Origin of the sequence: Microbacterium sufflavum (assembly GCF_023101165.1) — a bacterium.
Taxonomy (GTDB): Bacteria; Actinomycetota; Actinomycetes; order Actinomycetales; family Microbacteriaceae; genus Microbacterium; species Microbacterium sufflavum.
On sequence record NZ_CP078076.1, the window covers coordinates 3,130,178 to 3,152,880 of the forward strand.

Annotated in this window: 18 protein-coding genes; 4 read left to right on the forward strand and 14 right to left on the reverse strand. The window is 72.2% G+C overall.

Translation table 11 applies throughout. The features are described 5' to 3' along the window. Position 1: 1 nt before the first annotated feature. The 14 genes from KV394_RS15230 to KV394_RS15295 form a co-directional block, all read right to left on the reverse strand. The gene (locus KV394_RS15230; protein WP_247981812.1) at positions 2 to 424 is read right to left on the reverse strand and encodes a DUF4233 domain-containing protein; all 423 of its coding nucleotides are present in this window, start codon (positions 422 to 424) and stop codon (positions 2 to 4) included. Next, positions 421 to 1,773: a bifunctional folylpolyglutamate synthase/dihydrofolate synthase gene (locus KV394_RS15235; protein WP_247981813.1), complete on the reverse strand. Its 1,353-nt coding sequence runs from the start codon at positions 1,771 to 1,773 to the stop codon at positions 421 to 423. Before KV394_RS15235 ends, KV394_RS15230 begins: the two co-directional genes overlap by 4 nt. Beyond that, positions 1,770 to 5,159, reverse strand: coding sequence for an isoleucine--tRNA ligase (gene ileS / locus KV394_RS15240; RefSeq protein WP_247981814.1), 3,390 nt, complete (start codon positions 5,157 to 5,159; stop codon positions 1,770 to 1,772). Before ileS ends, KV394_RS15235 begins: the two co-directional genes overlap by 4 nt. A gap of 252 nt (positions 5,160 to 5,411) precedes the next feature. Next, the gene (locus tag KV394_RS15245; protein WP_247981815.1) at positions 5,412 to 6,917 is read right to left on the reverse strand and encodes a dipeptide ABC transporter ATP-binding protein; all 1,506 of its coding nucleotides are present in this window, start codon (positions 6,915 to 6,917) and stop codon (positions 5,412 to 5,414) included. Beyond that, a complete protein-coding gene (locus tag KV394_RS15250) occupies positions 6,914 to 7,726 on the reverse strand; it encodes an ABC transporter permease (RefSeq protein ID WP_247981816.1) in 813 nt (270 codons plus the stop codon). Before KV394_RS15250 ends, KV394_RS15245 begins: the two co-directional genes overlap by 4 nt. Further along, a complete protein-coding gene (locus KV394_RS15255; protein WP_247981817.1) occupies positions 7,723 to 8,667 on the reverse strand; it encodes an ABC transporter permease in 945 nt (314 codons plus the stop codon). The genes KV394_RS15250 and KV394_RS15255 overlap by 4 nt, the downstream gene beginning before the upstream one ends. Positions 8,668 to 8,707: 40 nt before the next feature. Next, a complete protein-coding gene (locus KV394_RS15260) occupies positions 8,708 to 10,327 on the reverse strand; it encodes an ABC transporter substrate-binding protein (RefSeq protein ID WP_136036477.1) in 1,620 nt (539 codons plus the stop codon). A gap of 94 nt (positions 10,328 to 10,421) precedes the next feature. Continuing rightward, positions 10,422 to 11,945, reverse strand: a complete 1,524-nt coding sequence (locus KV394_RS15265) for a serine hydrolase domain-containing protein (RefSeq protein WP_247981818.1) — start codon at positions 11,943 to 11,945, stop codon at positions 10,422 to 10,424. Further along, a complete protein-coding gene (locus KV394_RS15270; protein WP_247981819.1) occupies positions 11,942 to 12,655 on the reverse strand; it encodes a type 1 glutamine amidotransferase in 714 nt (237 codons plus the stop codon). Before KV394_RS15270 ends, KV394_RS15265 begins: the two co-directional genes overlap by 4 nt. Next, a complete protein-coding gene (locus KV394_RS15275; RefSeq protein ID WP_247981820.1) occupies positions 12,652 to 13,764 on the reverse strand; it encodes a dipeptidase in 1,113 nt (370 codons plus the stop codon). The genes KV394_RS15270 and KV394_RS15275 overlap by 4 nt, the downstream gene beginning before the upstream one ends. 1 nt (position 13,765) lies before the next feature. Beyond that, positions 13,766 to 14,671 (reverse strand): aminotransferase class IV, encoded by a 906-nt coding sequence (locus KV394_RS15280; RefSeq protein ID WP_247981821.1) that lies wholly within the window; start codon positions 14,669 to 14,671, stop codon positions 13,766 to 13,768. 30 nt (positions 14,672 to 14,701) lie between these two features. Beyond that, a complete protein-coding gene (gene menC, locus KV394_RS15285) occupies positions 14,702 to 15,850 on the reverse strand; it encodes an o-succinylbenzoate synthase (RefSeq protein WP_247981822.1) in 1,149 nt (382 codons plus the stop codon). Continuing rightward, complete coding sequence (locus tag KV394_RS15290; RefSeq protein ID WP_136030929.1) at positions 15,847 to 16,533, reverse strand: MurR/RpiR family transcriptional regulator; 687 nt, start codon at positions 16,531 to 16,533, stop codon at positions 15,847 to 15,849. Before KV394_RS15290 ends, menC begins: the two co-directional genes overlap by 4 nt. Further along, positions 16,530 to 17,312 carry a hypothetical protein gene (locus KV394_RS15295; RefSeq protein ID WP_247981823.1) on the reverse strand — a complete coding sequence of 261 codons (783 nt, stop codon included), beginning with the start codon at positions 17,310 to 17,312 and terminating at the stop codon, positions 16,530 to 16,532. The genes KV394_RS15290 and KV394_RS15295 overlap by 4 nt, the downstream gene beginning before the upstream one ends. A 92-nt stretch (positions 17,313 to 17,404) precedes the next feature. On the opposite strand from KV394_RS15295, the gene KV394_RS15300 reads away from it, so the two are divergent. From KV394_RS15300 to KV394_RS15315, 4 genes are all read left to right on the forward strand, one after another. Then, a complete protein-coding gene (locus KV394_RS15300; protein ID WP_247981824.1) occupies positions 17,405 to 18,553 on the forward strand; it encodes a M20/M25/M40 family metallo-hydrolase in 1,149 nt (382 codons plus the stop codon). A 316-nt stretch (positions 18,554 to 18,869) separates the two neighbouring features. Beyond that, the gene (locus tag KV394_RS15305) at positions 18,870 to 20,675 is read left to right on the forward strand and encodes an ABC transporter substrate-binding protein (RefSeq protein ID WP_240745286.1); all 1,806 of its coding nucleotides are present in this window, start codon (positions 18,870 to 18,872) and stop codon (positions 20,673 to 20,675) included. A gap of 72 nt (positions 20,676 to 20,747) precedes the next feature. Continuing rightward, entirely contained in the window at positions 20,748 to 21,791 is a 1,044-nt protein-coding gene (locus KV394_RS15310) for an ABC transporter permease (protein WP_136035442.1), read from the forward strand. Next, positions 21,788 to 22,702: an ABC transporter permease gene (locus tag KV394_RS15315; RefSeq protein WP_136030919.1), complete on the forward strand. Its 915-nt coding sequence runs from the start codon at positions 21,788 to 21,790 to the stop codon at positions 22,700 to 22,702. Before KV394_RS15310 ends, KV394_RS15315 begins: the two co-directional genes overlap by 4 nt. Position 22,703: the final 1 nt, after the last annotated feature.

The following is a 22,703-nucleotide window of genomic DNA, read 5'->3' on the forward strand; positions in this document are numbered from 1 at the left end:
GTCATTCACTCTCTGTCTGAGTCTCGGTCGAGGGCTGAGCGGGACGTCGTGCGTCGAGCCGAGCCCCCATGATGGTCGCATACGCCCACATGCCGCCGAAAATCAGCACGACGAGCAGCACCGCCGGCACGGCGATCGCCGCCAGGGCCACGATGACCTGCACGATCCAGCCGGCGGCGATCGCCCCCGGCTTCGTGATGAGCCCCGCGATCACGATGCACGCGAGGGCCACCACGGCACCGCCGACGATGCCCCACCACTGCTCGATGCCCGCCGGCAGCGCCTTGAGGCCGAACAGCGTCAGACCCACCAGGAACACCACGATCGCCTCGAAGCCGAGCACGATCGGGGCGAGCTTCTGCACCAGCGTGCGCGGCGGACGCGGCCGGCGCGCGGGGCGCGGCGAGGCGGCGTCGGCACTCACGCGCGCCACCCCGCCTTCCAGTCCTCGTCCTCCGAGAGCGCGATGGCCTCCCCCGCGAGCACGACCGATCCGGCGATGATCACGGCGCGGCGGTCGGAGGCGGCCGCCCACTCGCGCGCCGCATCGGCGGCGTCGGCCAGAGACGGGTGGACGGTCGCCCGGCGGCCCGTCTGCTCGACGAGGTCGGCGATCATGTCGGCATCGCTCGCGCGATCCGACTCCGGCGCGGTCGCGAACACGTGCGCCGCGGCCGGCGCGAGGGTCGCCACGATGCCCGCCGCGTCCTTGTCGGCCAGGATGCCCAGCACCAGACCCCACTCGTCGAAGTCGAAGCTGTCGTCGAGGGCCTGGGCGAGCGCGGCGGCGCCGTGCGGGTTGTGCGCGCCGTCGACGATCACCGTCGGCGCGATGCCGAGCAGCTGCAGCCGCCCCGGCGAGGTGCTCCCCTGCAGGCCGTCCGAGATGATGCCGCCCGCGATGGCCTGCGAGGCACCGCCGATCAACGACTCCACCGCCGCGACAGCGAGGGCGGCGTTGTGCCCCTGGTGCGCACCGTACAGCGGCAGGTACTCCTCGGCGTACTGCCCGGCCAGGCCGCGGATCGTGAGCAGCTGCCCGCCGACCGCGAGCTTCTGCTCTGCGAGACCGAAGTCCTCGCCCTCGAAGGCGATGGTCGCGTGCCGTTCGGCGGCCACGCGACGCAGCACCTCGGCGGCCTCCGCGGGCTGCTGCGCCGAGACGACCGCTGCGCCCTCCTTGATGATGCCGGCCTTGACCTCCGCGATCTTCGCGATCGTGTCGCCCAGGCGGTCGGCGTGGTCGATGTCGATCGGCGCGAACACCGCCACGTCGCCGTCCGCCGTGTTCGTGGAATCCCATTCGCCGCCCATGCCCACCTCGAGCACCAGCACGTCGACCGGGGCGTCGGCGACCGCGACGAAGGCCAGCACCGTCAGCAGCTCGAAGAACGTGAGGGGTTCCTCGCCCTCGGCCTGCAGCTCGGCGTCGACGATCGCGACGAACGGCTCGATCTCGTCCCAGGCGTCGGCCACGGCCTCATCGGCGATCGGCTCGCCGTCGATCATGATGCGCTCCGTGAAGCGCTCCAGGTGCGGGCTCGTGAACAGGCCCGTGCGCAGGTCGTGCGCGCGCAGCAGGCTCTCGATCATCCGTGCGGTCGAGGTCTTTCCGTTCGTCCCGGTGATGTGGATCACGCGGTACGTGCGCTGCGGGTCATCCAGGTAGGCGAGCACGCGGGCCGTGCGCTCCTTGCGCGGCTGCACCCACCGCTCCCCCGCACGGCTCAGCAGCGTCTCGTAGACGGCGTCCGCCCTGTCCCTCGCGCTCATGCGCCCACCCTCTCCAGGTTCGTGTCGATCGTGACGATCAGGGGCGCCTTGCCCGCCCCGAGGGCCTTCGCCCCACTGCGGTGCACGCCGTCGCCGGGGCTCGTGACCTCGTCGACGAGACGGTCGAGCTCGTCCGTGGACTGCACCGCGAACGCGACGGCGAGGGTCTCCGCGGCGATCAGCTCGGCGTGCGCCTCCAGCGCCGGAGCCTCCGCGGGCGCCGCATTCAGCGCCAGCACGATGCGGTCGCTCACGTCGAGCCCCGCGTTCTTGCGCGCCTCCTGCACCACGCGGATCGCGTCGCGCGCGAGCCCCTCGGCCTCCAGCTCCGGTGTGGTGCGGGTGTCGAGCAGCACGAAGCCGCCCGACGGCACGATCGCCAGGGCCTCGCCCTCGGGCCGGCCCGTCGTCTCCAGCACGAGCTCGTACTCCGCCGGCTCCAGCGCGATGCCGCCGGCGGTGACGACGCCGTCGCTCTCCGACCAGTCGCCCGAGCGCGCGGCCTGGATCGCCTTCTGCACGTGCTTGCCCAGTCGCGGACCGGCCGCCCGCGCGTTCACGCTCAGCCGGTGGCTGATGCCGTACTCCGCCGCGGCGTCCTCCGTGAGGGACACGAGCTCGACGGACTTCACGTTCAGCTCCTCGCGGAGGATGTCCTCGAACTGCCCGAGGTCGCCCGCCAGCGGCGACACGACGGTGAGGCGCGCGAGCGGCAGCCGCACGCGCAGCTTCTCCTTCTTGCGCAGCGCGTTGCCCACGCTCGACAGCTCGCGCACGGCGTCCATCGCGTCGCGGATCTCGTCGGCCGCCGGGAACTGCCCGGCGTCCGGCCAGTCCTGCAGGTGCACGCTGCGGCCGCCGGTGAGGCCCTGCCACACGCGCTCGCTGACCAGCGGCACGAGCGGGGCGGCCACGCGGCACAGCGTCTCCAGCACGGTGTAGAGCGTGTCGAACGCCTCGCGGCTCTGCGGGTCGTCGGTGACGCCCACCCAGAACCGGTCGCGCGACCGGCGGATGTACCAGTTGGTCAGGACCTCGGCGAAGTCGCGCAGGCGGGCCGACGCGGTGGTCGAGTCGAGGCCCTCCAGGTCGGCCCGCACCTCGCGCACCAGATCGCCCAGGCGCGCCAGGATGTAGCGGTCGAGCACGTCGGTGGAGGAGGTGGACCACGACGCCTCGTACCCGCCGTCGCCCGAGGCGTTGGCGTAGGTGGCGAAGAAGTACCACGAGTTCCACAGCGGCAGCAGGAACTCCCGCACGCCGGAGCGGATGCCCTCCTCGGTGACGATCAGGTTGCCGCCGCGCAGCACGGCGCTCGACATGAGGAACCAGCGCATGGCGTCGGAGCCGTCGCGGTCGAGCACCTCGGACACGTCGGGGTAGTTGCGCAGCGACTTCGACATCTTGTAGCCGTCGCTGCCGAGCACGATGCCGTGGCAGCTGACGCCCGTGAACGCCGGGCGGTCGAACAGCGCGGTTGACAGCACGTGCATGACGTAGAACCAGCCACGGGTCTGGCCGATGTACTCCACGATGAAGTCCGCCGGGGAGTGCGAGTCGAACCACTCCTGGTTCTCGAACGGGTAGTGCACCTGCGCGTACGGCATCGAGCCGGAGTCGAACCACACGTCGAACACGTCCTCGATGCGGCGCATCGTGCTCTGGCCCGTCGGGTCGTCGGGGTTCGGGCGCGTCAGGTGGTCGATGTACGGCCGGTGCAGGTCGACCTCGCCCTCCGGGTTGCGCGGCAGCGTGCCGAAGTCGCGCTCCAGCTCCTCCAGCGACCCGTACGCGTCGACGCGCGGGTACTCGGGGTCGTCGCTCTTCCAGATCGGGATCGGCGAGCCCCAGTAGCGGTTGCGGCTGATGGACCAGTCGCGCGCGCCCTCGAGCCACTTGCCGAACTGTCCGTGCTTGACGTTCTCCGGCACCCAGGTGATCTGCTCGTTGTTCGCGAGCATGTCGTCCTTGATGTCGGTGACGCGGACGAACCAGCTCGACACGGCTTTGTAGATCAGGGGGTTCCGGCACCGCCAGCAGTGCGGGTACGAGTGCTCGTAGCTCTGCAGGCGCACCAGACGCCCGTTGTCGCGGATGATCCGCACGAGAGGGCTGTTGGCGTCCATCCACAGCTCGCCCGCGACATCGGTCACGTTCGGCAGGAAGCGGCCGCCGTCGTCGAGCGACAGGATCGTCGGGATGCCCGCGGCCCCCGCCACGCGCTGGTCGTCCTCACCGTAGGCGGGCGCCTGGTGGACGATGCCGGTGCCGTCGGTCGTGGTGACGTAGTCGTCGACGAGGATGCGCCAGGCGTGCTGGGTGCCGTAGGTCTCCTCGTCGGCGTAGTAGTCGAACAGCCGGTCGTACGTGATGTCGGCCAGCTCCGCGCCGCGCAGCGTCGCCTCGACCGCGGCCGCCGCCTCCTCCGCACTCTCGTACCCGAGGTCCTTGGCATAGCCGCCCAGCAGGTCCTTCGCGAGCAGGTAGCGGTGCGCCGACGACTCGACGGCGACCAGGTCGGCCGAGGGCGCGCCACGCCCCTGATGCACGTCCGCCGCGCCCGCAGGCCCCGCGGGGAGCACGACGTACTCGATGTCGGGCCCCACGGCGAGCGCGAGGTTGGTCGGCAGCGTCCACGGGGTGGTCGTCCAGGCGAGCGCGCGCACGCCGGTGAGCCCGAGCGCCTCGGCCTTGGCGCCGGTGAGCGGGAAGGTCACGGTCACCGACGGGTCCTGGCGCATCTGGTACACGTCGTCGTCCATGCGCAGCTCGTGCGCGGAGAGCGGGGTCTCGTCGCGCCAGCAGTACGGCAGCACGCGATAGCCCTCGTAGGCGAGTCCCTTGTCGTACAGGGTCTTGAAGGCCCACAGCACGCTCTCCATGTAGCCGAGGTCGAGCGTCTTGTAGCCGCGCTCGAAGTCGACCCAGCGCGCCTGGCGGGTGACGTAGTCCTGCCACTCGTGCGTGTACTTCAGGACGGACGAGCGCGCCTTCTCGTTGAAGACGTCGATGCCCATCTCCTCGATCTCGCGCTTCTCCGTGATGCCGAGCTGCTTCATCGCCTCGAGCTCGGCGGGAAGACCGTGCGTGTCCCATCCGAAGACGCGGTCGACCTTCTTGCCGATCATGGTCTGGAAGCGCGGGAACACGTCCTTCGCATAGCCGGTCAGGAGGTGGCCGTAGTGGGGCAGCCCGTTGGCGAAGGGAGGGCCGTCGTAGAACACCCACTCGGGGGCGCCCTCGCGCTGCGCGATGGAGGTGCGGAAGGTGTCGTCGGTCTTCCAGAAGTCGAGCACCTCCTCCTCGATCTGCGGGAAGCGGGGGCTCGGCGCCACAGTGGCGGCCTGGTCGGCGGCGGGTCCGAAGGAGGAGCGCGGGTAGGTCATCGTGTCTCGCAGTGGTCGTCGTGGCGGATGCTGCTGCGAGGACGACCCTCGCGGACCGCGGTACCACCTCGCGTGCCGCGCCGTGCGACGCGACCACTCTCACTGCGGCTGTGACGGGCCTGCCCCGCTCGGTTCTACTGAGCCACGACGCGGGGCCGGGACCGTTCTTCCGAGAGCTCCCCGGTGATGGCCGGATCGATGCTCGTGCTCCCAGTGTACGCGGATGCGGCACCCCGGGACCACGGCATCGGGTCAGGGGCGCGCGGTACCGGCCGCGGCCAGGAGCTCGCGCGTGAACGGGTGTCGCGGCGCGGCGAACACCTCGGCCGTCGCACCCTGCTCGACGATGCGCCCGTCCTGCATGACCAGCACCTCGTCGGCGACCGCGCCCACCACGTCGAGGTCGTGAGAGACCAGGACCATCGTCAGCCGTCGCTCCCGCTGCAGCCGCGCCAGCAGCCGCAGCACGCGCTCGCGCACCGAGGGGTCGAGCGCGGACACCGGCTCGTCGAGCACCAGCACCTCGGGGTCGGCGGCGAGCGCCCGGGCGATGGCCGCGCGCTGCCGCTGTCCGCCGGAGAGGGCGAGCGGGCGCCGGGCAGCCAGCTCCGGGCCGAGGCCCACCTCGGCGAGCAGCCCCGCGACCCGTGCACGGCGCTCGGACCGGGGCACCCCGCCGGCCTCCAGGGCCTCGCGCAGCGACCGCCCGATCGTCCACCGCGGGTCGAACGCGCCGAGCGGGTTCTGGTGCACGAGCTGCACCCGCGGCGATCCCTGCCAGGCGAGCGACCCGGTGTCCGCCTTCTCGACGCCGACCAGGAGCCGCGCGAGCGTGGTCTTGCCCGACCCGGACTCTCCCACGATCCCGAGCGTGCGCCCCTCCGGCACCGTGAACGACGCGCCGACCACGGCGGCCGTGGCGCCGAACGACTTCGCCACGCCCTCGGCCACGAGGATCGGGGCCGCCTCGCCGGCGGGTGCGTCGCGCGGCTCGTGCAGGGTCGCGGCGATGAGCTCCCGGGTGTACTCGTGCTGCGGACGCTCCAGCACCTCCGCGACCGGACCCGACTCCACCACGACGCCGTCCTTCATCACCAGCACCCGGTCGGCCAGCCGGCGCACGGCCGCGACGTCGTGGCTGATGAACAGCACCGCTGTCCCGCTGTCGGCGATCTCCCGCAGCAGGTCGAGGATGCGCGCCTGCACCGTCGCGTCCAGCGCCGTCGTCGGCTCGTCCGCGACCAGCACCGCCGGGGACGCCGCGAGCGCCGAGGCGATCAGGGCGCGCTGGCGGAGTCCCCCGGAGAGCTCGTGCGGGTACTGGCGGGCGCGGCGCTCCGGCTCGGGCAGCCACACGCGCCGCAGCAGCTCCTGCACCCGCTGCGACACGGCGCCCCGGCCGCGCGCGAGGCGGTGCAGGCGCAGGGGCTCGGCGACCTCCGCCCCGATGCGGCGCAGGGGGTCGAGCGAGACCAGCGCGTCCTGCGACACCAGGCCGATCCGCGCGCCGCGGAGGCGCCGCCAGGCGCGCTCGCCGAGGGCGGCGGCATCCGTCCCGTCGATCACGAGCCCCTCCGCGGTCACGGTCGCCGCACGCGGCGTGAGCCCGAGCAGAGCGCGGGCGGTGAGGGTCTTGCCCGCACCGGACTCCCCCACGATCGCGACGCACTCGCCGCGCTCGACCGACAGGGAGACGCCGTCCACGACCGCCGTGCCGTCGAACGCGATCCGCAGACCCCGCAGCTCGAGCGCCCTCATGCCGTCCTCCCGTCCGCCCTGGCCCGCAGGATCCGTCCGACGACCGTCGCGCACACGACCGAGAGCGTGATCGCGATGCCGGGGAAGACCGAGATCCACCACGCCTGTCCGAGCACGTTCCGGCCTCCGGCGAGCATCAGCCCCCACTCCGCGGTCGGCTCGGACGGCCCGAGGCCGAGGAAGCTGAGCCCGGCGGCGGCGAGGATGCTGGATCCGATGCCGATCGTCGCGAGCACGCTGAGCGAGCCCAGCACCCCGGGGGCGACGTGACGGGTGAAGGCCCGCAGCGGCGGCACCCCGAGGATGCGCGCGGCCTCCACGTGCTCGGCCACGCGCAGCGTCCTGGTCTGCACCCGGGCCAGGCGCACGTACACCGGCACCGCGGCCAGGGTCACCGCGATCGCGATGTTCACCGGTCCCGGGCCCAGCACCGCGACCACCACGAGCGCCACCAGGAACTCGGGGAACGCCATCAGCACGTCGTTGACCCGCATCACGGTGAGGTCCACGCCCCGCGGCGCCATCCCCGCCACCGCGCCGACCAGCAGCCCGACGACGACCGCGATCCCGGTCGCGAGGAGCCCGATGCCCAGCGACCGCCCGGCCCCGTGCACCACGCGCGCGTACACGTCGCGTCCGCTCTGGTCGGTGCCGAACAGGTGCTCGGGGCTGGGCGGCAGCAGGGCCGAACGCACGTCGGTCTGCAGCGGGTCCTGCGGAGCGAGGAGGTCGGGCCACACCGCCGCGACCGCGATCACCGCGAGCACCGCGACCGCCGACCACAGGGCCGCCCGCTGACCGCGGCTCATCGGGCGCCTCCGGCCGCTGCGGCCCGCACCCGGGGGTCGATCAGCGGATGCACGAGCTCGACCACGAGGTTCACCGCCACGAACACGACGGCGCTCAGCAGGATGATGCCGGTGATGACGGGGAGGTCGCGGTCGCTGATCGCCGCGAGGGTCACGCGCCCCAGCCCCGGCCGCGCGAACACCGTCTCCACCAGCACCGCGCCGCCCAGCACCGAGCCCGTGAGGTAGGCGGCCAGCGTGACGCCCGAGGCCGCGCCGTGACGGAGTCCGTGCCGCAGCGTGAACCACGACGGGCTCGCCCCCCGCGCGCGGACCGTCTCGGCGAACGGCATCCGCTCGGCCTGCACGAGCGCGTCGCGCAGCACCTGGCTCAACAGGGCCGCCACCGGCAGCGCGAGCGTGACCGCGGGGAGCACGAGGGTCGCAGGGTTGCGGGCGCCCGACACCGGGAACCACCCCAGACCGAACGCGAAGACGCTCAGCAGCACGAGCCCGATCCAGAACACCGGCGAGGACAGCACGACCAGCTCGACCGCCGCGGCCACCGCGCGCGCCGTCCGTCCGCGCACCAGCACGGTCACGGCGAGCGCGAGCACCACGGCGATCGCCAGGGCCAGCGCGGACAGCTGCAGGGTCGCCCCGAGCTGACGGCCGATCACCTCGGTCACCGGCAGCCGCAGCTGATACGACTCGCCCAGGTCGCCCCGGGCGAGCTGCCCGATGAACGACGCGTACTGCTCCAGGACGGGCCGGTCGAGCCCGAGCTCGGCGCGGATACCGTCCTTCACCTCATCACTCACCTGCGCCTGCGGGCCGAGCATCACCGATACCGGGTCGCCGGGGATGAGCCGGAAGGCGAGGAACGCGAGGGTGGCGGCGCCCCACAGCACCACCACCACGGTCGCGAGGAGGCCGGCGATCCGCGGCAGGGCAGCCTTCACCGTTGCGTCCTGCTTCCCTCGTCCCGGCGGCTGAGCGGACTCAGCCGAGGGTCACATCGTAGAACAGCGGCCGGCCGTACAGGTCGTACTGCAGGCCGTTCACGCGCTCGCCGACCGCCGTGATCGCGGACGGGCTGTAGAGCGGCACGATCGCGGTGTACGTGGCGTTCCACTCCTGCAGCTGCGCGTACAGGGCGTTGCGGGTGTCCTGGTCGCTCGAGGAGACCGCCTGCTCCAGCAGCGCGTCGATCTGGGGGTCGGTGACCTGCGAGGCGTTCTGGAAGCCCTCGCTGTGCAGGTGGTTGCGCAGGAAGTCGGCGTCCACACCCGAGAAGCCCCAGTCCGTGAGGTCGAACGTCTTCGGCTCGTACTGCGCGTTGTAGGCGCCCGGCTCCAGCACCTCGCGCTGCACCTCGAAGCCGATCGCCTTGAGGTCGGACTGGATGGCGTTCGCGAGCGCGGCCTGGTCGTCGGGCACCGGGGTCCACGCGATCCAGCGCACCGAGAGGCGCGCGCCGTCCTTCATGCGGATGCCGTCGGCGTCGCGCTCGGTCCACCCGGCCTCGTCGAGGAGCGCGTTCGCGGCGTCCTGGTCGTACGGCCAGGTGCCCTCCAGCGCCGCGTCGTACCCGGGCGTCGTCGAGCCGAGGATGCTCCACGCCCGCGGGAACTGGCCGAAGTAGATCTCCTCCACGGCGGCGTCGATGTCGATGCCCCGCGCGAACGCCTGGCGCACCTTCTCGTCGGCGAACACGCCGTACTTCTCGTTCAGGTACAGCGAGTAGGGCAGGCCGGGGTACTCGACCGAGTCGACCGTGACGCCGTCGCCGAGCTCCTCGACCAGGTTCGGCGGGATGTCGCTGGCGAGGTCGGCCTCGCTGCTGCGCACGACGCCGCTGCGCACGGCGGCCTCGGGCTGGATCTCCACGCGCAGCGTCTGGAACGACGGCGCCTTCTCCCCGTGCGGCCCCCAGGCGTAGTCGTCGTTGCGCGTGTACACGAGCTCCTGATCGGGCGTGTACTCGGTGAGCTCGAAGGGACCGGTGCCCACGGTGACGCCCGGGCCCCCGGCCTTCAGCTTCGCCGCGGACTCCTTCAGCACCGCGGGCGAGTAGAAGCCCAGCTGCGGCGTGCTGGCGGCCTGCAGGAACGGGGCGTACGGCTGCGTGAACGTGACCTTCACGGTGTGCTCGTCGACGACCTCCGTGCCCTCGTAGAAGTCGGCGCCCATCATGCTGGCCGCCTGCGCGGACTTGGTCTTCGGGTCGACGATGCGGTCGAAGTTCGCCTTCACGGCCTCGGCGTCGAACGGCTCGCCGTCGGTGAAGGTCACGTCGTCGCGAAGCGTGAAGGTGTACTCGGTGCTGTCGTCCGACACCTCCCACTCCGTCGCCAGCCACGGGCTGAAGCTGCCGTCCTCCTCCTGGAACACGAGCGAGTCGAGCACGGCGCGCTGCACCATGCCGGAGACGTCGAGCTGGCTGACCTGCGGATCCATGTGCCCCGCGGAGAGGTTCGCGCCCTCGATCGACCAGACGAGCTCATCGCCCACCTCGCCGTCGGCATCGGTGGAGGGACCGGCGCACGCGGCGAGCACCAGGGCGGTGACGGCGGCGAGCGCGGCGGCGGGCAGGAGACGACGCACGGGGGTGGCGGGCATGACGGTCCTCAGAACGATCGGGTGGGATGGATCCATCCTAGAACCGATTTTTGGACGGGGTCGATCTGTAACCGCGGCCCTCGTGCGCCGGAGGTCAGAGTGCGGGGAGCACGAGGCGGTGGCGGTCGGCCGGGCCCGGCTGCTCCCCCTCCGACCGCGACTCCCCCGTCGGCACGACCACGACCGACAGTGACTGTATCCGCGGCTCGGGCAGCCCGATCATCCGCACCTCGACGCGCAGATCGGCCCGCACTCCCGCGATCCGCAAGCGCAGCTCGGCCTCGCTCCCGGCGGCGACCACACGCTCCGCGAACGGCGCCTGCTCCGGCACGAGTCCGCCGACCTCCTCGAGCTGGGCGCCCAGCCGCGCATCCCGCACATCCGCGGGCACGTCGGCCAGCACGTGATCCGCGAGGACGGGATACGCGGAGGCGGACCGGCCCTCACGGATCGCCGCATCGATGGCCTGCGCCGCCGCCACGGTCTCCCGCCACGGTCGCACCACGGCCGACGGCGCCCCCGTGCCCGCGAGGAGCTCGTCCAGTGCGACGCCGGCCACGCGCCGCGCCGCGAAGTTATCCGAGTTGCCGAAGGCGACCACGCCGAGCCCGGTCGCGGCGTGCCACCGCATGTGCGACGAGAACCCGGGCAGCCCGCCCGAGTGCTGCACGATCCGCCCGAACCGTCGATCCTCCTCGACGACCAGCCCGTAGCCGTAGCCGGCGGCGGCGAGCTCGTGTCCGGGGAACGCCCCTGGCGGCCCGGGGATGGGCGTGCGCGGCTGCTGCAGCTCCCTGCGTGACGCGGGTGAGAGCACCTCCGGCGCCACGGGCTCATCCGTGAACGCCGAGCCGAGGAACCACATCCACGTCGCGATGTCGTCCACCGTGCTGACCATGCTGCCGATGCACCCGAGCGCCCCCGCCCCCACGAACGGCTCGGGGTGGAAGGTCTCCCCGCCGTCGAACGTGCGGAAACCGTGCGCCCGCTCGTCGTCGGGGAACGCGTCGGGGGTGTGCGCGGTGCGGTGCAACCCGAGCGGCTCCAGGAGCACCTCGCGCACCACGTCCTCCACCGCTCTCCCGGTCACGGCCTCGACCGCCCGCCCGAGCAGCGACTGCCCGAGGTTGGAGTACTGATACACGGTGCCGGGGACCGCGGCGAGCGGCAGCCCCGACGCGAACAGCGCCGCGAGCTCCTCCCGGCCGGCGCCGAGGTGACGGTCGACCCAGGCGTTGTCCTCTCCCAGCCCCGAGCGGTTCGACAGCAGCTGCTCCCCCGTCACCGTGCACTCCCGGCCGTCGTGGAGCAGTCGCACGCCCGGTACCGACGTGGTGATCGGCGCGTGCAGGTCGAGCAGTCCGCGGTCGCGCAGCACCAGGACCGTCGCGGCGAGGAAGCTCTTCGACATCGAGGCGATGCGGAACACGGTGTCGCGTGTGGTCGGGCGCCCGTCGCCGTGCGGGTGTCCGTGCACCGCGACCGCCCGCACCGTGCCCCGGTCGCACACCGCCGCGACGGCCGCGGGGGCCCCGCGCCGCGCGTCGTCGTCCAGCCCGAGCCGGAGGACGCCCTCGTCCGTCGCCTCCGACGGCCCGCGGGGCCCGGGGGACGTCATGCCGAGACCCCGGCGAGCACCTCGTCGGCGAAGGCCTCGATGAGCGCGCGGCTCGCGGCGGTGTTGTGGTCGTGCACGCGTTCGGCCTCCGCGATCAGGGCCGGCAGCGACCGTCCCTCGCCACGCAGCGCCGCGTCGTCCCAGCGCTCCAGGTCGGCGGCGGACGCCTCGGGGTGGAACTGCACGCCGCGCACGTGCGCTCCCAGCCGGAAGGCCTGGTTCTCCACCGCCGCGCTGGAGGCCATCAGCACGGCCGCGGGCGGGAGAGCCGTGATCATGTCCTGATGGTTCTCGATCATGGGGGCCTCGTCACCGAGGGCGGCGAACACCGCGTCCTCGCGCCCCGCGTCCGTGGGCTGGATGGGCGTGGCCCCGCGTTCGACCGGCCCGGTCTTGGCCCGCACCTCGCCCCCCGCCACATGCGCGAGCAGCTGACCGCCGAGGCAGATGCCGAGTGTCGGAAAGTCGCGGGCGATCGCCTCGGCGGCGAGCGCGCGCTCGGCCGCCAGCCACGGCGCGCGGTCGTCGTCGTCGGGCATGAGTCCCCCGCCGAGGAGCACGAGCCCCGCGTAGCCGTCGAGCGAGGTCGGCAGCGGCTCCTGCGCTCCCACGACCGGGTGGACGTCGAGGCCGCGCTCCGTGAGCCACGCACCCAGACGTCGCGGGCCCGAGCTGGCGGAGTTCACGACCACGAGCACACGGGCGTTCATTCCGCCCCCTCTCGCGCGGTGGTGTCGACCGCGGGCACCAGCGCCGCGGGGGCCGGAGACCCCGCGCGGCCGGCGAGGAACGCCTCGTGGTCGGGGTCGGAGGCGGCGAGCACGCGCAGCACGTTCTCGTGGGCGGCCGCGGCCAGGTCCTCCTCCGACCAGCCGCGTCGCCGGAGCTCGGCGAACAGAGCCGGGTAGCACGAGACGTCGCCGAGACCGTCGGGCATCGCGTCGGAACCGTCGTAGTCGGCGCCGATACCGACCGCGTGCGCACCCGCGACGCGCCGGACGTGGTCGAGGTGATCGGCCGCGTCGCTCACCCCGACCGCCGGGGCCTCGCCCGCACCGCCCGCCTCCCACCAGTCGCGTCTGGCCTGCGACAGGAACGTCGGCACGAACGGCACCATCACCACGCCGCCCTGCGCACCGATGGCCGCGAGCACGTCGTCCGGCACGTTGCGCGGATGGTCGCACAGCGCGCGCGCTCCGGAGTGGCTCACGATCACGGGCCGCGTGGTGATCGCGAGCGCGTCGCGCATCGTGCTCGGCGCCACGTGGGACAGGTCGACCAGCACGCCGATGCGGTTCAGCTCGCGCACGACCTCCCGCCCGAACTCCGTCAGTCCGCCGTGACGCGCATCGTCGGTCGCGGAATCCGCCCAGGCGATCGTGCGCGACCACGTCAGAGTCAGGTAGCGCGCACCGAGCCGCGCGAACTGGCGCAGCACCGCGAGCGAGCCGCCGAGCTGGTCGCCGCCCTCGATGCCGATCAGCGAGGCGATGCGCCCCTCGGCCATCGCCGCCCTGACGTCCGCCGCGGTCCGGGCGAAGGCGAGCCGATCGGGGTGGGCGTCCACCAGCCGGTGCACGAAGTCGATCTGCTCCAGCGTCGCCACCACCTGCTCCGCACCCTCCAGCACCGGGTCGACCCACACCGACCAGAACTGGGCCGCCACGCCCCCGGCATCCAGCCGCGGAAGGTCGGTCTGAGTGGCCGCCACCGGCCCGGCCAGCTCGTCCACCCGGTACCCGAGCAGCGTCCTGCTCGCCCAGGCCAGGTCGTTGTGCCCGTCGAACACCCCGTCCAGGGTGCGTCCGTCGCCGGTCATGTCAGTCCTCCCGTGCATCCAGCACCGCGTTCATCCGCGCGGTGAGCTCATGGTCGATCGCCAGGGCCGCGCCGTCAAGCGCGCGCACCGGCACCGCACCGCGCGTGCTGGAGCACAGCCACAGGGCATCCGCCCGCCGCAGATCCTCCCGCGTCACGGGCACGATCGCGGTGCGGCGGTCGGCGAGCCCCGCGAACACATCCCCCTGGGTGGTGCCCGGCAGCACGCCGAACTCCGGCGGCGGGGTGACAAGGGTGTCGTCGATGCGGGCGATCAGCGTCGACCGCGGCCCCTCCAGCACGAACCCGTCTGCGCTGACGAACACCACGTCGTCCGCACCGCGGCGTGCCGCCTCCCGCAGCGCCGCCTGGTTGACCGCGTAGGCGAGCGACTTCGCGCCCTGCAGCAGCCAGGGCGCCGTGTGCATCACGTCGTGCCGGTACCCGCGGTCGAGCACCACCGCGGTGACCCCCGCGGCGCGCACGGCCGAGGGGTCGGCGCCCGCGAAGCTGAGCACCCAGCCGGTGGGTCCCGCGTGGTCGAGCTCGTCGCCGCGGGTCATGGCGAACTTGATCGAGGCGATCTCGCCGTCGCGCAGCACCCCGGGTCGCGACACCGCGGCGGCCGCCCTGCGCACGGCCGTGCGCCAGCGGTCGAGCGACGGCGCCGGCAGCTCGAGCAGCGCAGCCGACCGTTCCAGCCGGTGCAGGTGCGCCTCCAGCGCCTGGGGCACGCCGTGGCGCACGACCGCGGTCTCGAACACGCCGTCCCCGCGGGTCACCCCCAGGTCGGTGGCGCGGATGATCGGGGTCGCGGGGTCCACCTCGACGACGGCGTCCGCGGGGTCGGTGTCCGGGGGGTCGGTGTCCGGGGACAGCTCCAGCCGGTACAGCAGCAGTGCGCGCATGGGTCCACTCCTCGCAGCGGTCCGGGGCCGTCAGCCGAGCGTGAGGGCTGTGTCGCGCACGTCGGACGCCGCGGAGTCGTACACCCGCGCGGCGTCGCGCTCGATGCGCGCCACCTGCACCTCATGGCCGAGGCCGGGCCCGGTCGGCACCCGCACACGCCCCGCCTGAGCGGTGACGGGCGGCTCGATGATGTCGCTCTCGTAGTACTTGTCCGATCCGGACACGTCGGAGGGCAGCAGGAAGCCGGGCAACGACGACACGGCGACGTTCGCGGCCCTGCCGACGCCGAACTCGTGCATGCCACCGCACCACACGGGGATGCCGGCGTCGAGCGCGATGTCGTGCGCGGCGCGTGCCACCCCGAGCCCGCCCATCCGCGAGACCTTGATGTTGAGGATGCGCCCGGCGCCCAGACGGATCATGGCGCGCAGGTCGCCGAGCGCCACGACCGACTCGTCCAGGCACACGTCCGTGTCGAGGCGCGCCTGCAGCTCCGCGTGGGCCACCAGTTCGTGGGGGCCGAACGGCTGCTCGATCATGGTGAGCCCCTCGCGGTCGAGGCGCGCGAACACCGCGGCCGCCTCGTCGTCGTCCGGGTAGGCGCCGTTGGCGTCGACGTGGAGGTCGAGGTCGGGGTGGGCGGCGCGCACGGCTCGCACGGGCTCCACGTCCCACCCCGGCGCGATCTTGAGCTTGACCCGCGGGTAGCCGGCCGCGCGCTGCAGCTCGACCTGCGCGAGGAGCTCGTCGATCGACGGTTCGATGCCGAGCGAGACCCCCGCGACCACTTCGTCCCTGGTGCCGCCGAGCGCCGCGGCGAGCGCGATGCCGTGCGTGCGGGCGTACAGGTCCCACACCGCGCCGGAGAATCCCGCCTTCGCGAACTCGTGTCCGCGCACGCGCGACCACGTCGACTCCAGGTCGGCCGGGTCGTCGCCGGTCGCTCCGAGCAGTGCGGGGACCAGGTACCGCGTGGCGATCTCCCACGCGGTCACCGTGGTCTCCGCGCCGAAGTAGGGGTCGCTCGGGGACGCGATCTCCCCCCAGCCGGTGCGCCCGTCCGTGTCGGTGACCTCGACGAGGATGTGCTCGATGCCGGACTTGCGGTGCGAGCTGGTCTCGAAGCTGTGCCGCAGCGGCTGGCGCAGCGTGAACAGGCGGATGCGGTCGATCTTCACGCGCCGCCCTCCTCGCTGCGCGGCCGCGGCTGCTCCGGGCCGTAGAGGCCGAGGCGGGCCACGAGCCGGTCGCGCTCGGCCAGGCGGCGACGCGCACCCTTCGCGCTCGCCGTGGTCAGGGCGCTGAGCAGGTGGCAGACCGCCGCGACCGGGGTCGGCGAGTCGGCGTACGACGCCGACCCGGTGCGCACGCGGATGAGCGACGTGGCGATCGGTGCCAGCGGCGCGTCCTCGCTGTCGGTGATCACGACGAGCTGTCCGCCCGCCTCGTGGAACAGCCGTCCGAGCCGCACGGTCTCCTCGCGGTAGCGCCGCAGGGAGAACGCGATCAGCACGTCGGAGGCGCGCACATCGGTCAGCACGGTGAGCGGCTGCAGTGCGTGCCCGTCCACGAGGAACACGTTGGACAGCGTGGCGGAGAGATCGGCGGTGAGCAGCTGCGCGTACGCGGCGGCCTTGCCCTCGCCCGCGACGTAGCGACGGCGGGCGCCGAGCAGGAGCGCGGCCGCCTGCGGCACCTGCGCCGAGCGGCTGAGCTCCTCGAACGTCTGCGCGAGGGTGCGCTGCTCGGTCTCGATGATGCGCGCCTGGATGCTCTCGGCCGACTGGTTGGTGCGGATGCGCTCGCCGAAGCGGTCGCGCGGTGAGACGAGGTCGCGGTCCTCGTGGTGGTGGTCGCTCATGCCGGGCCCTCCCCTGGTGTCGCGCGGTAGACCGCCGTCTGATCGTCGAGGCGCGTCGCCGCCACCAGGACCTCCCCGCGGTGGAACACCCCGGTCATGCTGCGCTCGAGGTCGCGGCGCAGCGCAGCGCGCTCGGCCGGGCTCAGGCGGCCGGGGTGCACGGGGATCGCGATCCAGGTGCCGTCCGGTGCGGCGACCGCGCGACCCCAGTCGTCCGGCCCGAGCGCCGGGGCGGACGGCGGCGTGGCACGCGGAGACGGCGTGGCGGCGGTGAGGTCCCACGAGACCACGAGCCGGTCGGTGTCGGGGCGCGCGTAGTAGTCGCGCTCGAACGCGATGCCGACGGCGCCGAGCGAGCTGAGGTTGAAGTGCGCGTTGCGCGACAGCAGCGGGTCGAAGGTCCAGCGCATGGTGCGCTGCCCCCACCGGAGGGCGACCGCGCGCTGCGCGAGCTTGAGGGCCTGACCGACGCCGCGGCCCTGCTGGGCGGCCTCGACGGCGGCCGCCTGCGAGTAGTGGAACAGCGTGCCGTCGGTGTCGCACCCGGCGAAGCCGTAGGCGAATCCGATGAGCGCGCCGTCGTCGGCGAAGGCCCCGATCGCCGAACCGCCGTTGCGGGCGAGCGCGGTGAGCAGGTTGGCGTTCAGCGCGTACTCGCTCTCGGTGTAGGCGAACACCCTGGCGTACAGCGCCGCGGCCTCTCGGAACTCGGTGTACTGGGTCAGCTCCCGACAGCCGTAGCCGATGCCCGCGTCAGCGGCCACGGAGAAATGAGGCACGATACGTTTCCTAAGATTGAAGAGTCCTGCTGCTCTGAGCGATGTTATCGGCGGCTTGCACGGGGATCAAGAGGCAGATACGGTTCGTAACTGTGACCACTTCTCCGGCGGCGCAGCACGCGGACCACTCTTCTGACGACATCATCGCACTCGTGCGCGAGCTCGTGTCGATCGAGTCGCCGAGCCGCGACACCGCCGCCAGCGCCCGCATCGCCGACGTCCTGAGCGCCCGCTTCGAGGCCATCGGCGGCACCGTCCGCCGCGAGCCCACGAGCGCCGGGACCGACCTGGTGATCGACGTGCCGGGCACGGGCGATCCGCTCCTGTTCATCGGGCACACCGACACCGTGTGGCCCGTCGGCGCCCTCGACGGCGAAGTGCCCTGGGTGGAGGACGGCGACGTCGTCCGCGGACCGGGCGCCTACGACATGAAGGCCGGGATCGCGGTGATGCTCGAGGCTCTGCGCACCCTCCAGCCGCTCGCGGTCGAGCGGCGCCGGGCCGTGCGGGTGGTGCTCGTGTGCGACGAGGAGATCGGCTCCCCCGTGTCCGGGCCGCTGCTGGCGGCACGCGCGCGCGGGGCCGCGGCGGCGATCGGCTTCGAGTCGCCGCACCCCGACGGCGCCCTCAAGGTCGGCCGTCGCGGCAGCGCGCGGGTGCGCCTCTCGGTCACCGGGCGCGCCGCCCACGCCGCCCTCGATCCGGAGCACGGGATCTCGGCCGTGGACGAACTCGTCGACCAGCTGCTCGCGGTGCGACGCATCGTCGCGGATCCTGCCCTGCCCGGTCCGGTGCTGTGCAACGTCGGCACGATCGCCGGAGGAGCCCGCACGAACGTGGTGCCGGCGGAGGCGGCGGCGGAGATCGGCCTGCGCTTCACGGATCCCGACACCGAACGCCGGGTGCTCGACGCCCTGGCCGCGCTGCACCCGGTGCGCGAGGGCGCGACCGTGACGGCGGAGGTGCTCAGCGCGCGGCCGGCCTGGCGGGCCTCCGCGCAGGACGCCGTCCTGCTGGAGCAGATCTCCGAAGCGGCGGCCGGTGTCGGTCAGCGCATCGAGGGTCGTCCGGCCGCAGGCGCCGGGGACACCAACCTGCTGGGCGGGCTCGGGCTGCCGACCGTCGACGGCTTCGGGCCACGGGGCGGGGGCGCGCACGCGGTGGACGAGCATTTCCTGCGCTCCTCCCTGCACGACCGGGTCGCGCTCCTGCGTGCCGTGCTCACGATCGCCGCGGACTGACGATACGATTCCCGTTCGCGTGCCCCGGGACCCCTGGCGAGGATACGTTCCGGATCTCCACGGTGACGATGCGACGCCGTCTCGACGGTTCCCGCACGTGCGCATCCTGGCAGCCCCGTGTTTCCGCCGTGTTACACCCGAACGGCGCCGGGGGGTCTTCTCCACGACCGCAGCTTTTCTTCCGCGATACGCATCGAATCTCTTGACCCCGGGCCCGACTTCCGCTTGCATGGTCTCCACCGACCCGGCTTCATCGTGGATCCGGGCGGCGCCCGAAGGGACTTCTTCCATGCGTCTTGCCCCCCGCTCGAAATCAGTGCGAAGTCTGACCGCCGCCGCGATCGCGACCGCGCTTCTCGTCGCCGCGCCGGTCGGTGCCGCCCAGGCGCAGACCGCGAGCGCCGCCACCGAATCCCCCGCATCGGACACCACGCTGCGCATCGCGACGTCCGGGTTCGTCGACACGTTCAACCCGTTCATCTCGATCTACCTCACGCCGACCAACATCATTCGGTACGTGTACGAGTCGCTCGTGCAGAACGACGCTGAGGACGGCTCCCCGACCAAGGGTCTGGCGGACTCGTGGGAGGCCACCGACGGGGGCCAGACCTGGACCTTCACGCTGCAGGACGACCTGGTGTGGTCCGACGGCGAGCCGATCACCTCCGCCGACGTGAAGTACACGTACGACCAGATGCTCACGGTGCCCGCGCTGGGCACCGCCAACGGCAACCTGGTGTCGAACTTCGACACGGTCGAGACGCCCGACGACAAGACCGTCGTCATCACCCTGAAGACCCCGCAGGCCCCGAACCCCGGCTCCGAGATCCCGATCGTGCCGAAGCACATCTGGGAGAAGGTCGACGACCCGACCACGTTCGCCAACGACTCCGAGGTCGTCGGCTCCGGCCCGTTCGTGCTGGACAGCTACTCCGCCAACCAGTCCATCACCCTGAAGGCGAACGAGAACTTCTGGCGCGGCGCCCCCAAGATCGACGCGATCCAGTACGTGTACTACACGAACTCCGACGCGCAGGTGCAGGCCCTCAAGGCGGGCGACGTCGACCTCGTCACCGGTCTCACCCCCACCCAGTTCGAGGCGCTCGACGGCGTCGACGGCGTCACCACCCACTCCGGTGAGGGCCGCCGCTACCACTCGATCAGCATCAACGTGGGCCAGCAGACCCGCGACAACGTCCCCTACGGCACCGGCAACGCCGCGCTCAAGGAGCTCGAGGTGCGCCAGGCCATCCGCCTCGGCACCGACACCGCGACCCTGCTCGACAAGGTGCTCGACGGCGAGGGCACGCTGGCGACGAGCTTCATCCCCGCGTCCTTCCCGAAGTGGCACCTGTCGGAGGACGACGACGTGATCGTCGGCTTCGACCCCGAGGCCGCGCAGGCGAAGCTCGACGAGGCCGGCTGGACGCCCGGGGCCGACGGCATCCGCGAGAAGGACGGGCAGCGTCTCGCGCTGCGCCTGCTGATCGACGCCGACGACGCGAACGAGCAGTCCATCTCCGACTTCTTCGTGCCGTGGATGAAGGACATCGGCATCGAGATCACGGTCGAGTCCACCGACTCCGACACCATCAGCGCGAAGGCCACGTCCGGCGACTACGACCTGTACTTCAGCGGCTGGTCGGTCAACCCCGACCCCGACTACCAGCTCGGCATCAACACCTGCATGAACCTGCCGACCGCGACCGACGGCACCGGCGGCACCACGCAGGACGGCTACTGCAACCCCGAGTTCGACGAGATGTACGCCCAGCAGCGCTCCGAGATCGACGAGGAGAAGCGGCAGGAGATCGTGCACGACATGCTCGCGCTGAACTACACCGACACCGCGCAGGTGGCCACCTGGTACGCCAACTCGCTCGAGGCGTACCGCTCCGACCGCTTCACCGGGTTCACCCTGCAGCCCAAGGACGGCGGCATCATCGCCAACCAGGCCGGCTACTGGGGCTACCTGACCGTGGAGCCGGTCGAGGGCGCGACGGCCGGCGGCACGGGCACCAACACGGGCCTCATCATCGGCGGAGTCGTCGTGGGAGTGATCGTCGTGGGCGCCCTGGTCTTCTTCCTGATCCGACGCCGCAACATCGCCGACGTCGAATGAGCCCCGCGAGACGTCGCGGGCGGCGGTAGCCCGCCCCCGCGACGTCTCCGGCTCCGCATCAAGGAGACCCCCATGTCCAACGCGGTACCCCCCTCCACCTCGGCCATCGCCACGAGCGCGGCCGCCGAAGAGCAGCCGACCGGCGTCGGCGCCCTCCGGTACATCCTCGGCAAGCTCGGCGGCGCGGCCATCAGCCTCGCGATGGTGATCCTCCTCGGATTCTTCGCCTTCAAGATCCTGCCCGGCGACCCGGTCGCCTCGATCGCCCGCGAACGCGGCATGAGCGCCGAGCAGGCCGACCAGCTGCGTGAGCAGCTCGGCCTGAACAAGCCGCTGTGGCAGCAGTTCTTCGACTACCTCGGCAACGTCTTCACCCTCAACTTCGGCACGAGCTACGTGTACCGCACGTCGGTGTCCGAGCTGATCGGCCAGTACTTCTGGAACACGATCCTGCTCACCGGGACCGCGGCGGTGATCGCGATCGCGCTCGGCCTGTGGCTCGGCCAGAAGGCGGCGTGGAAGCACGGCTCCACCTTCGACCGCATCGTCTCCGGCACCTCGCTCGTGTTCTGGTCGGTGCCGACGTTCTGGCTGGCCCTGCTGCTGCTGATGATCTTCGGCGGCACGCTGCACTGGTTCCCCACCGGCGGCATGGTGTCTCCCAACCCGCCGACCGACCCGGTGGGCATCGTGCTCGACGTGATCTCGCACATGGTGCTGCCGGTGATCACGATGGTCGCCGTGGTGTACGCGCAGTACCTCATGGTGATGCGCAGCTCGCTCCTGGAGGAGATGGGCGCCGACTACCTCACCACCGCACGCGCCAAGGGCCTCCGCGAAGACCTCGTGCGCCGCCGCCACGCTGTGCCGAACGCGCTGCTTCCCACCGTCACCCTCGTGTTCATGCACATCGGCGGCCTGATCGCGGGAGCCGTGACCGTGGAGACGGTGTTCTCCTGGCCCGGCCTCGGCAAGCTCACGTTCGAGGCGATCTCCGGCCCCGACCTCCCGCTCCTGCAGGGCACCTTCGTGGTGTTCTCCACGATCATCATCGTGATGAACCTCATCGCGGACCTCATCTACCGTCAGCTCGACCCGAGGGTGAGGCGCGCATGACCACGGCATCCCCGACCATCCGTTCGCCCCGCGCCCTGGCCTGGCACCGCCGCGGCGTCGCCTTCACCGGCTTCTGCCGGGAGTTCGCGCACCACCGCGCCGGCATGGTGGGGCTCGTCTTCCTCATCATCGTGGCGCTCGTCGCGATCTTCGCGCCCGTCATCGCCCCCGCGAGCATGCTCGACGTGACGAAGCTCGTCGACGTGCAGCGGTTCGCCCCGCCCTCGTGGGAGCACCCGCTGGGCACCGACCACCAGGGTCGCGAGATCTGGGTGCGCATGGTGTGGGGCGCCAGGGTGTCGCTGCTCGTCGGGCTCGCCGCCACCGCGATGTCGATGATCATCGGCACGCTCGTCGGCATCGCCGCCGGGCACTTCACCGGGTTCTTCGGCGGCCTCATGATGCGCATCATCGACTTCTTCCTGGTGCTGCCGTCGCTGATCCTCGCGATCGTGCTGTCGTCGGTGCTGAGCCGCGGGGTGTGGACGATCATCATCGCCATCGGCCTCACCTCCTGGGCGGGCACGGCCCGCGTGGTGCGCGCGCAGACGCTGTCGGTCGAGTCGCGCGACTACATCGAGCGCTCCCGGGCGCTCGGCGCCGGCCACTGGCACATCATCCTCAAGCACCTGCTGCCCGGGGTGCTGCCGCTCGTGCTCGCGAACACGACCCTCACGGTCGGCTCCGCGATCATCTCCGAGTCGACGCTGGCGTTCCTCGGCCTCGGCGACACGACCCTGCAGTCCTGGGGCTCGATCCTGAAGAACGCGATGGACGTCTCCGCCGCGACCAGCGGCTACTGGTGGTACGTGCTCGTGCCCGGTATCGCGATCGTGCTCGTGGTGCTGGCCTTCACCGTGATGGGCCGCGCGGTCGAGAACATCACCAACCCGACGCTGAGGAGCCGCTGAG

Excerpts from the sequence above, each read along its gene's own strand:
- KV394_RS15235 (WP_247981813.1), bottom strand. The coding sequence starts at position 1,773 with ATGAGCGCGAGGGACAGGGCGGACGCCGTCTACGAGACGCTGCTGAGC.
- ileS (WP_247981814.1), bottom strand. The coding sequence starts at position 5,159 with ATGACCTACCCGCGCTCCTCCTTCGGACCCGCCGCCGACCAGGCCGCC.
- KV394_RS15245 (WP_247981815.1), bottom strand. The coding sequence starts at position 6,917 with ATGAGGGCGCTCGAGCTGCGGGGTCTGCGGATCGCGTTCGACGGCACG.
- KV394_RS15250 (WP_247981816.1), bottom strand. The coding sequence starts at position 7,726 with ATGAGCCGCGGTCAGCGGGCGGCCCTGTGGTCGGCGGTCGCGGTGCTC.
- KV394_RS15260 (WP_136036477.1), bottom strand. The coding sequence starts at position 10,327 with ATGCCCGCCACCCCCGTGCGTCGTCTCCTGCCCGCCGCCGCGCTCGCC.
- KV394_RS15265 (WP_247981818.1), bottom strand. The coding sequence starts at position 11,945 with ATGACGTCCCCCGGGCCCCGCGGGCCGTCGGAGGCGACGGACGAGGGC.
- KV394_RS15270 (WP_247981819.1), bottom strand. The coding sequence starts at position 12,655 with ATGAACGCCCGTGTGCTCGTGGTCGTGAACTCCGCCAGCTCGGGCCCG.
- KV394_RS15275 (WP_247981820.1), bottom strand. The coding sequence starts at position 13,764 with ATGACCGGCGACGGACGCACCCTGGACGGGGTGTTCGACGGGCACAAC.
- KV394_RS15280 (WP_247981821.1), bottom strand. The coding sequence starts at position 14,671 with ATGCGCGCACTGCTGCTGTACCGGCTGGAGCTGTCCCCGGACACCGAC.
- KV394_RS15290 (WP_136030929.1), bottom strand. The coding sequence starts at position 16,533 with ATGAGCGACCACCACCACGAGGACCGCGACCTCGTCTCACCGCGCGAC.
- KV394_RS15310 (WP_136035442.1), top strand. The coding sequence starts at position 20,748 with ATGTCCAACGCGGTACCCCCCTCCACCTCGGCCATCGCCACGAGCGCG.
- KV394_RS15315 (WP_136030919.1), top strand. The coding sequence starts at position 21,788 with ATGACCACGGCATCCCCGACCATCCGTTCGCCCCGCGCCCTGGCCTGG.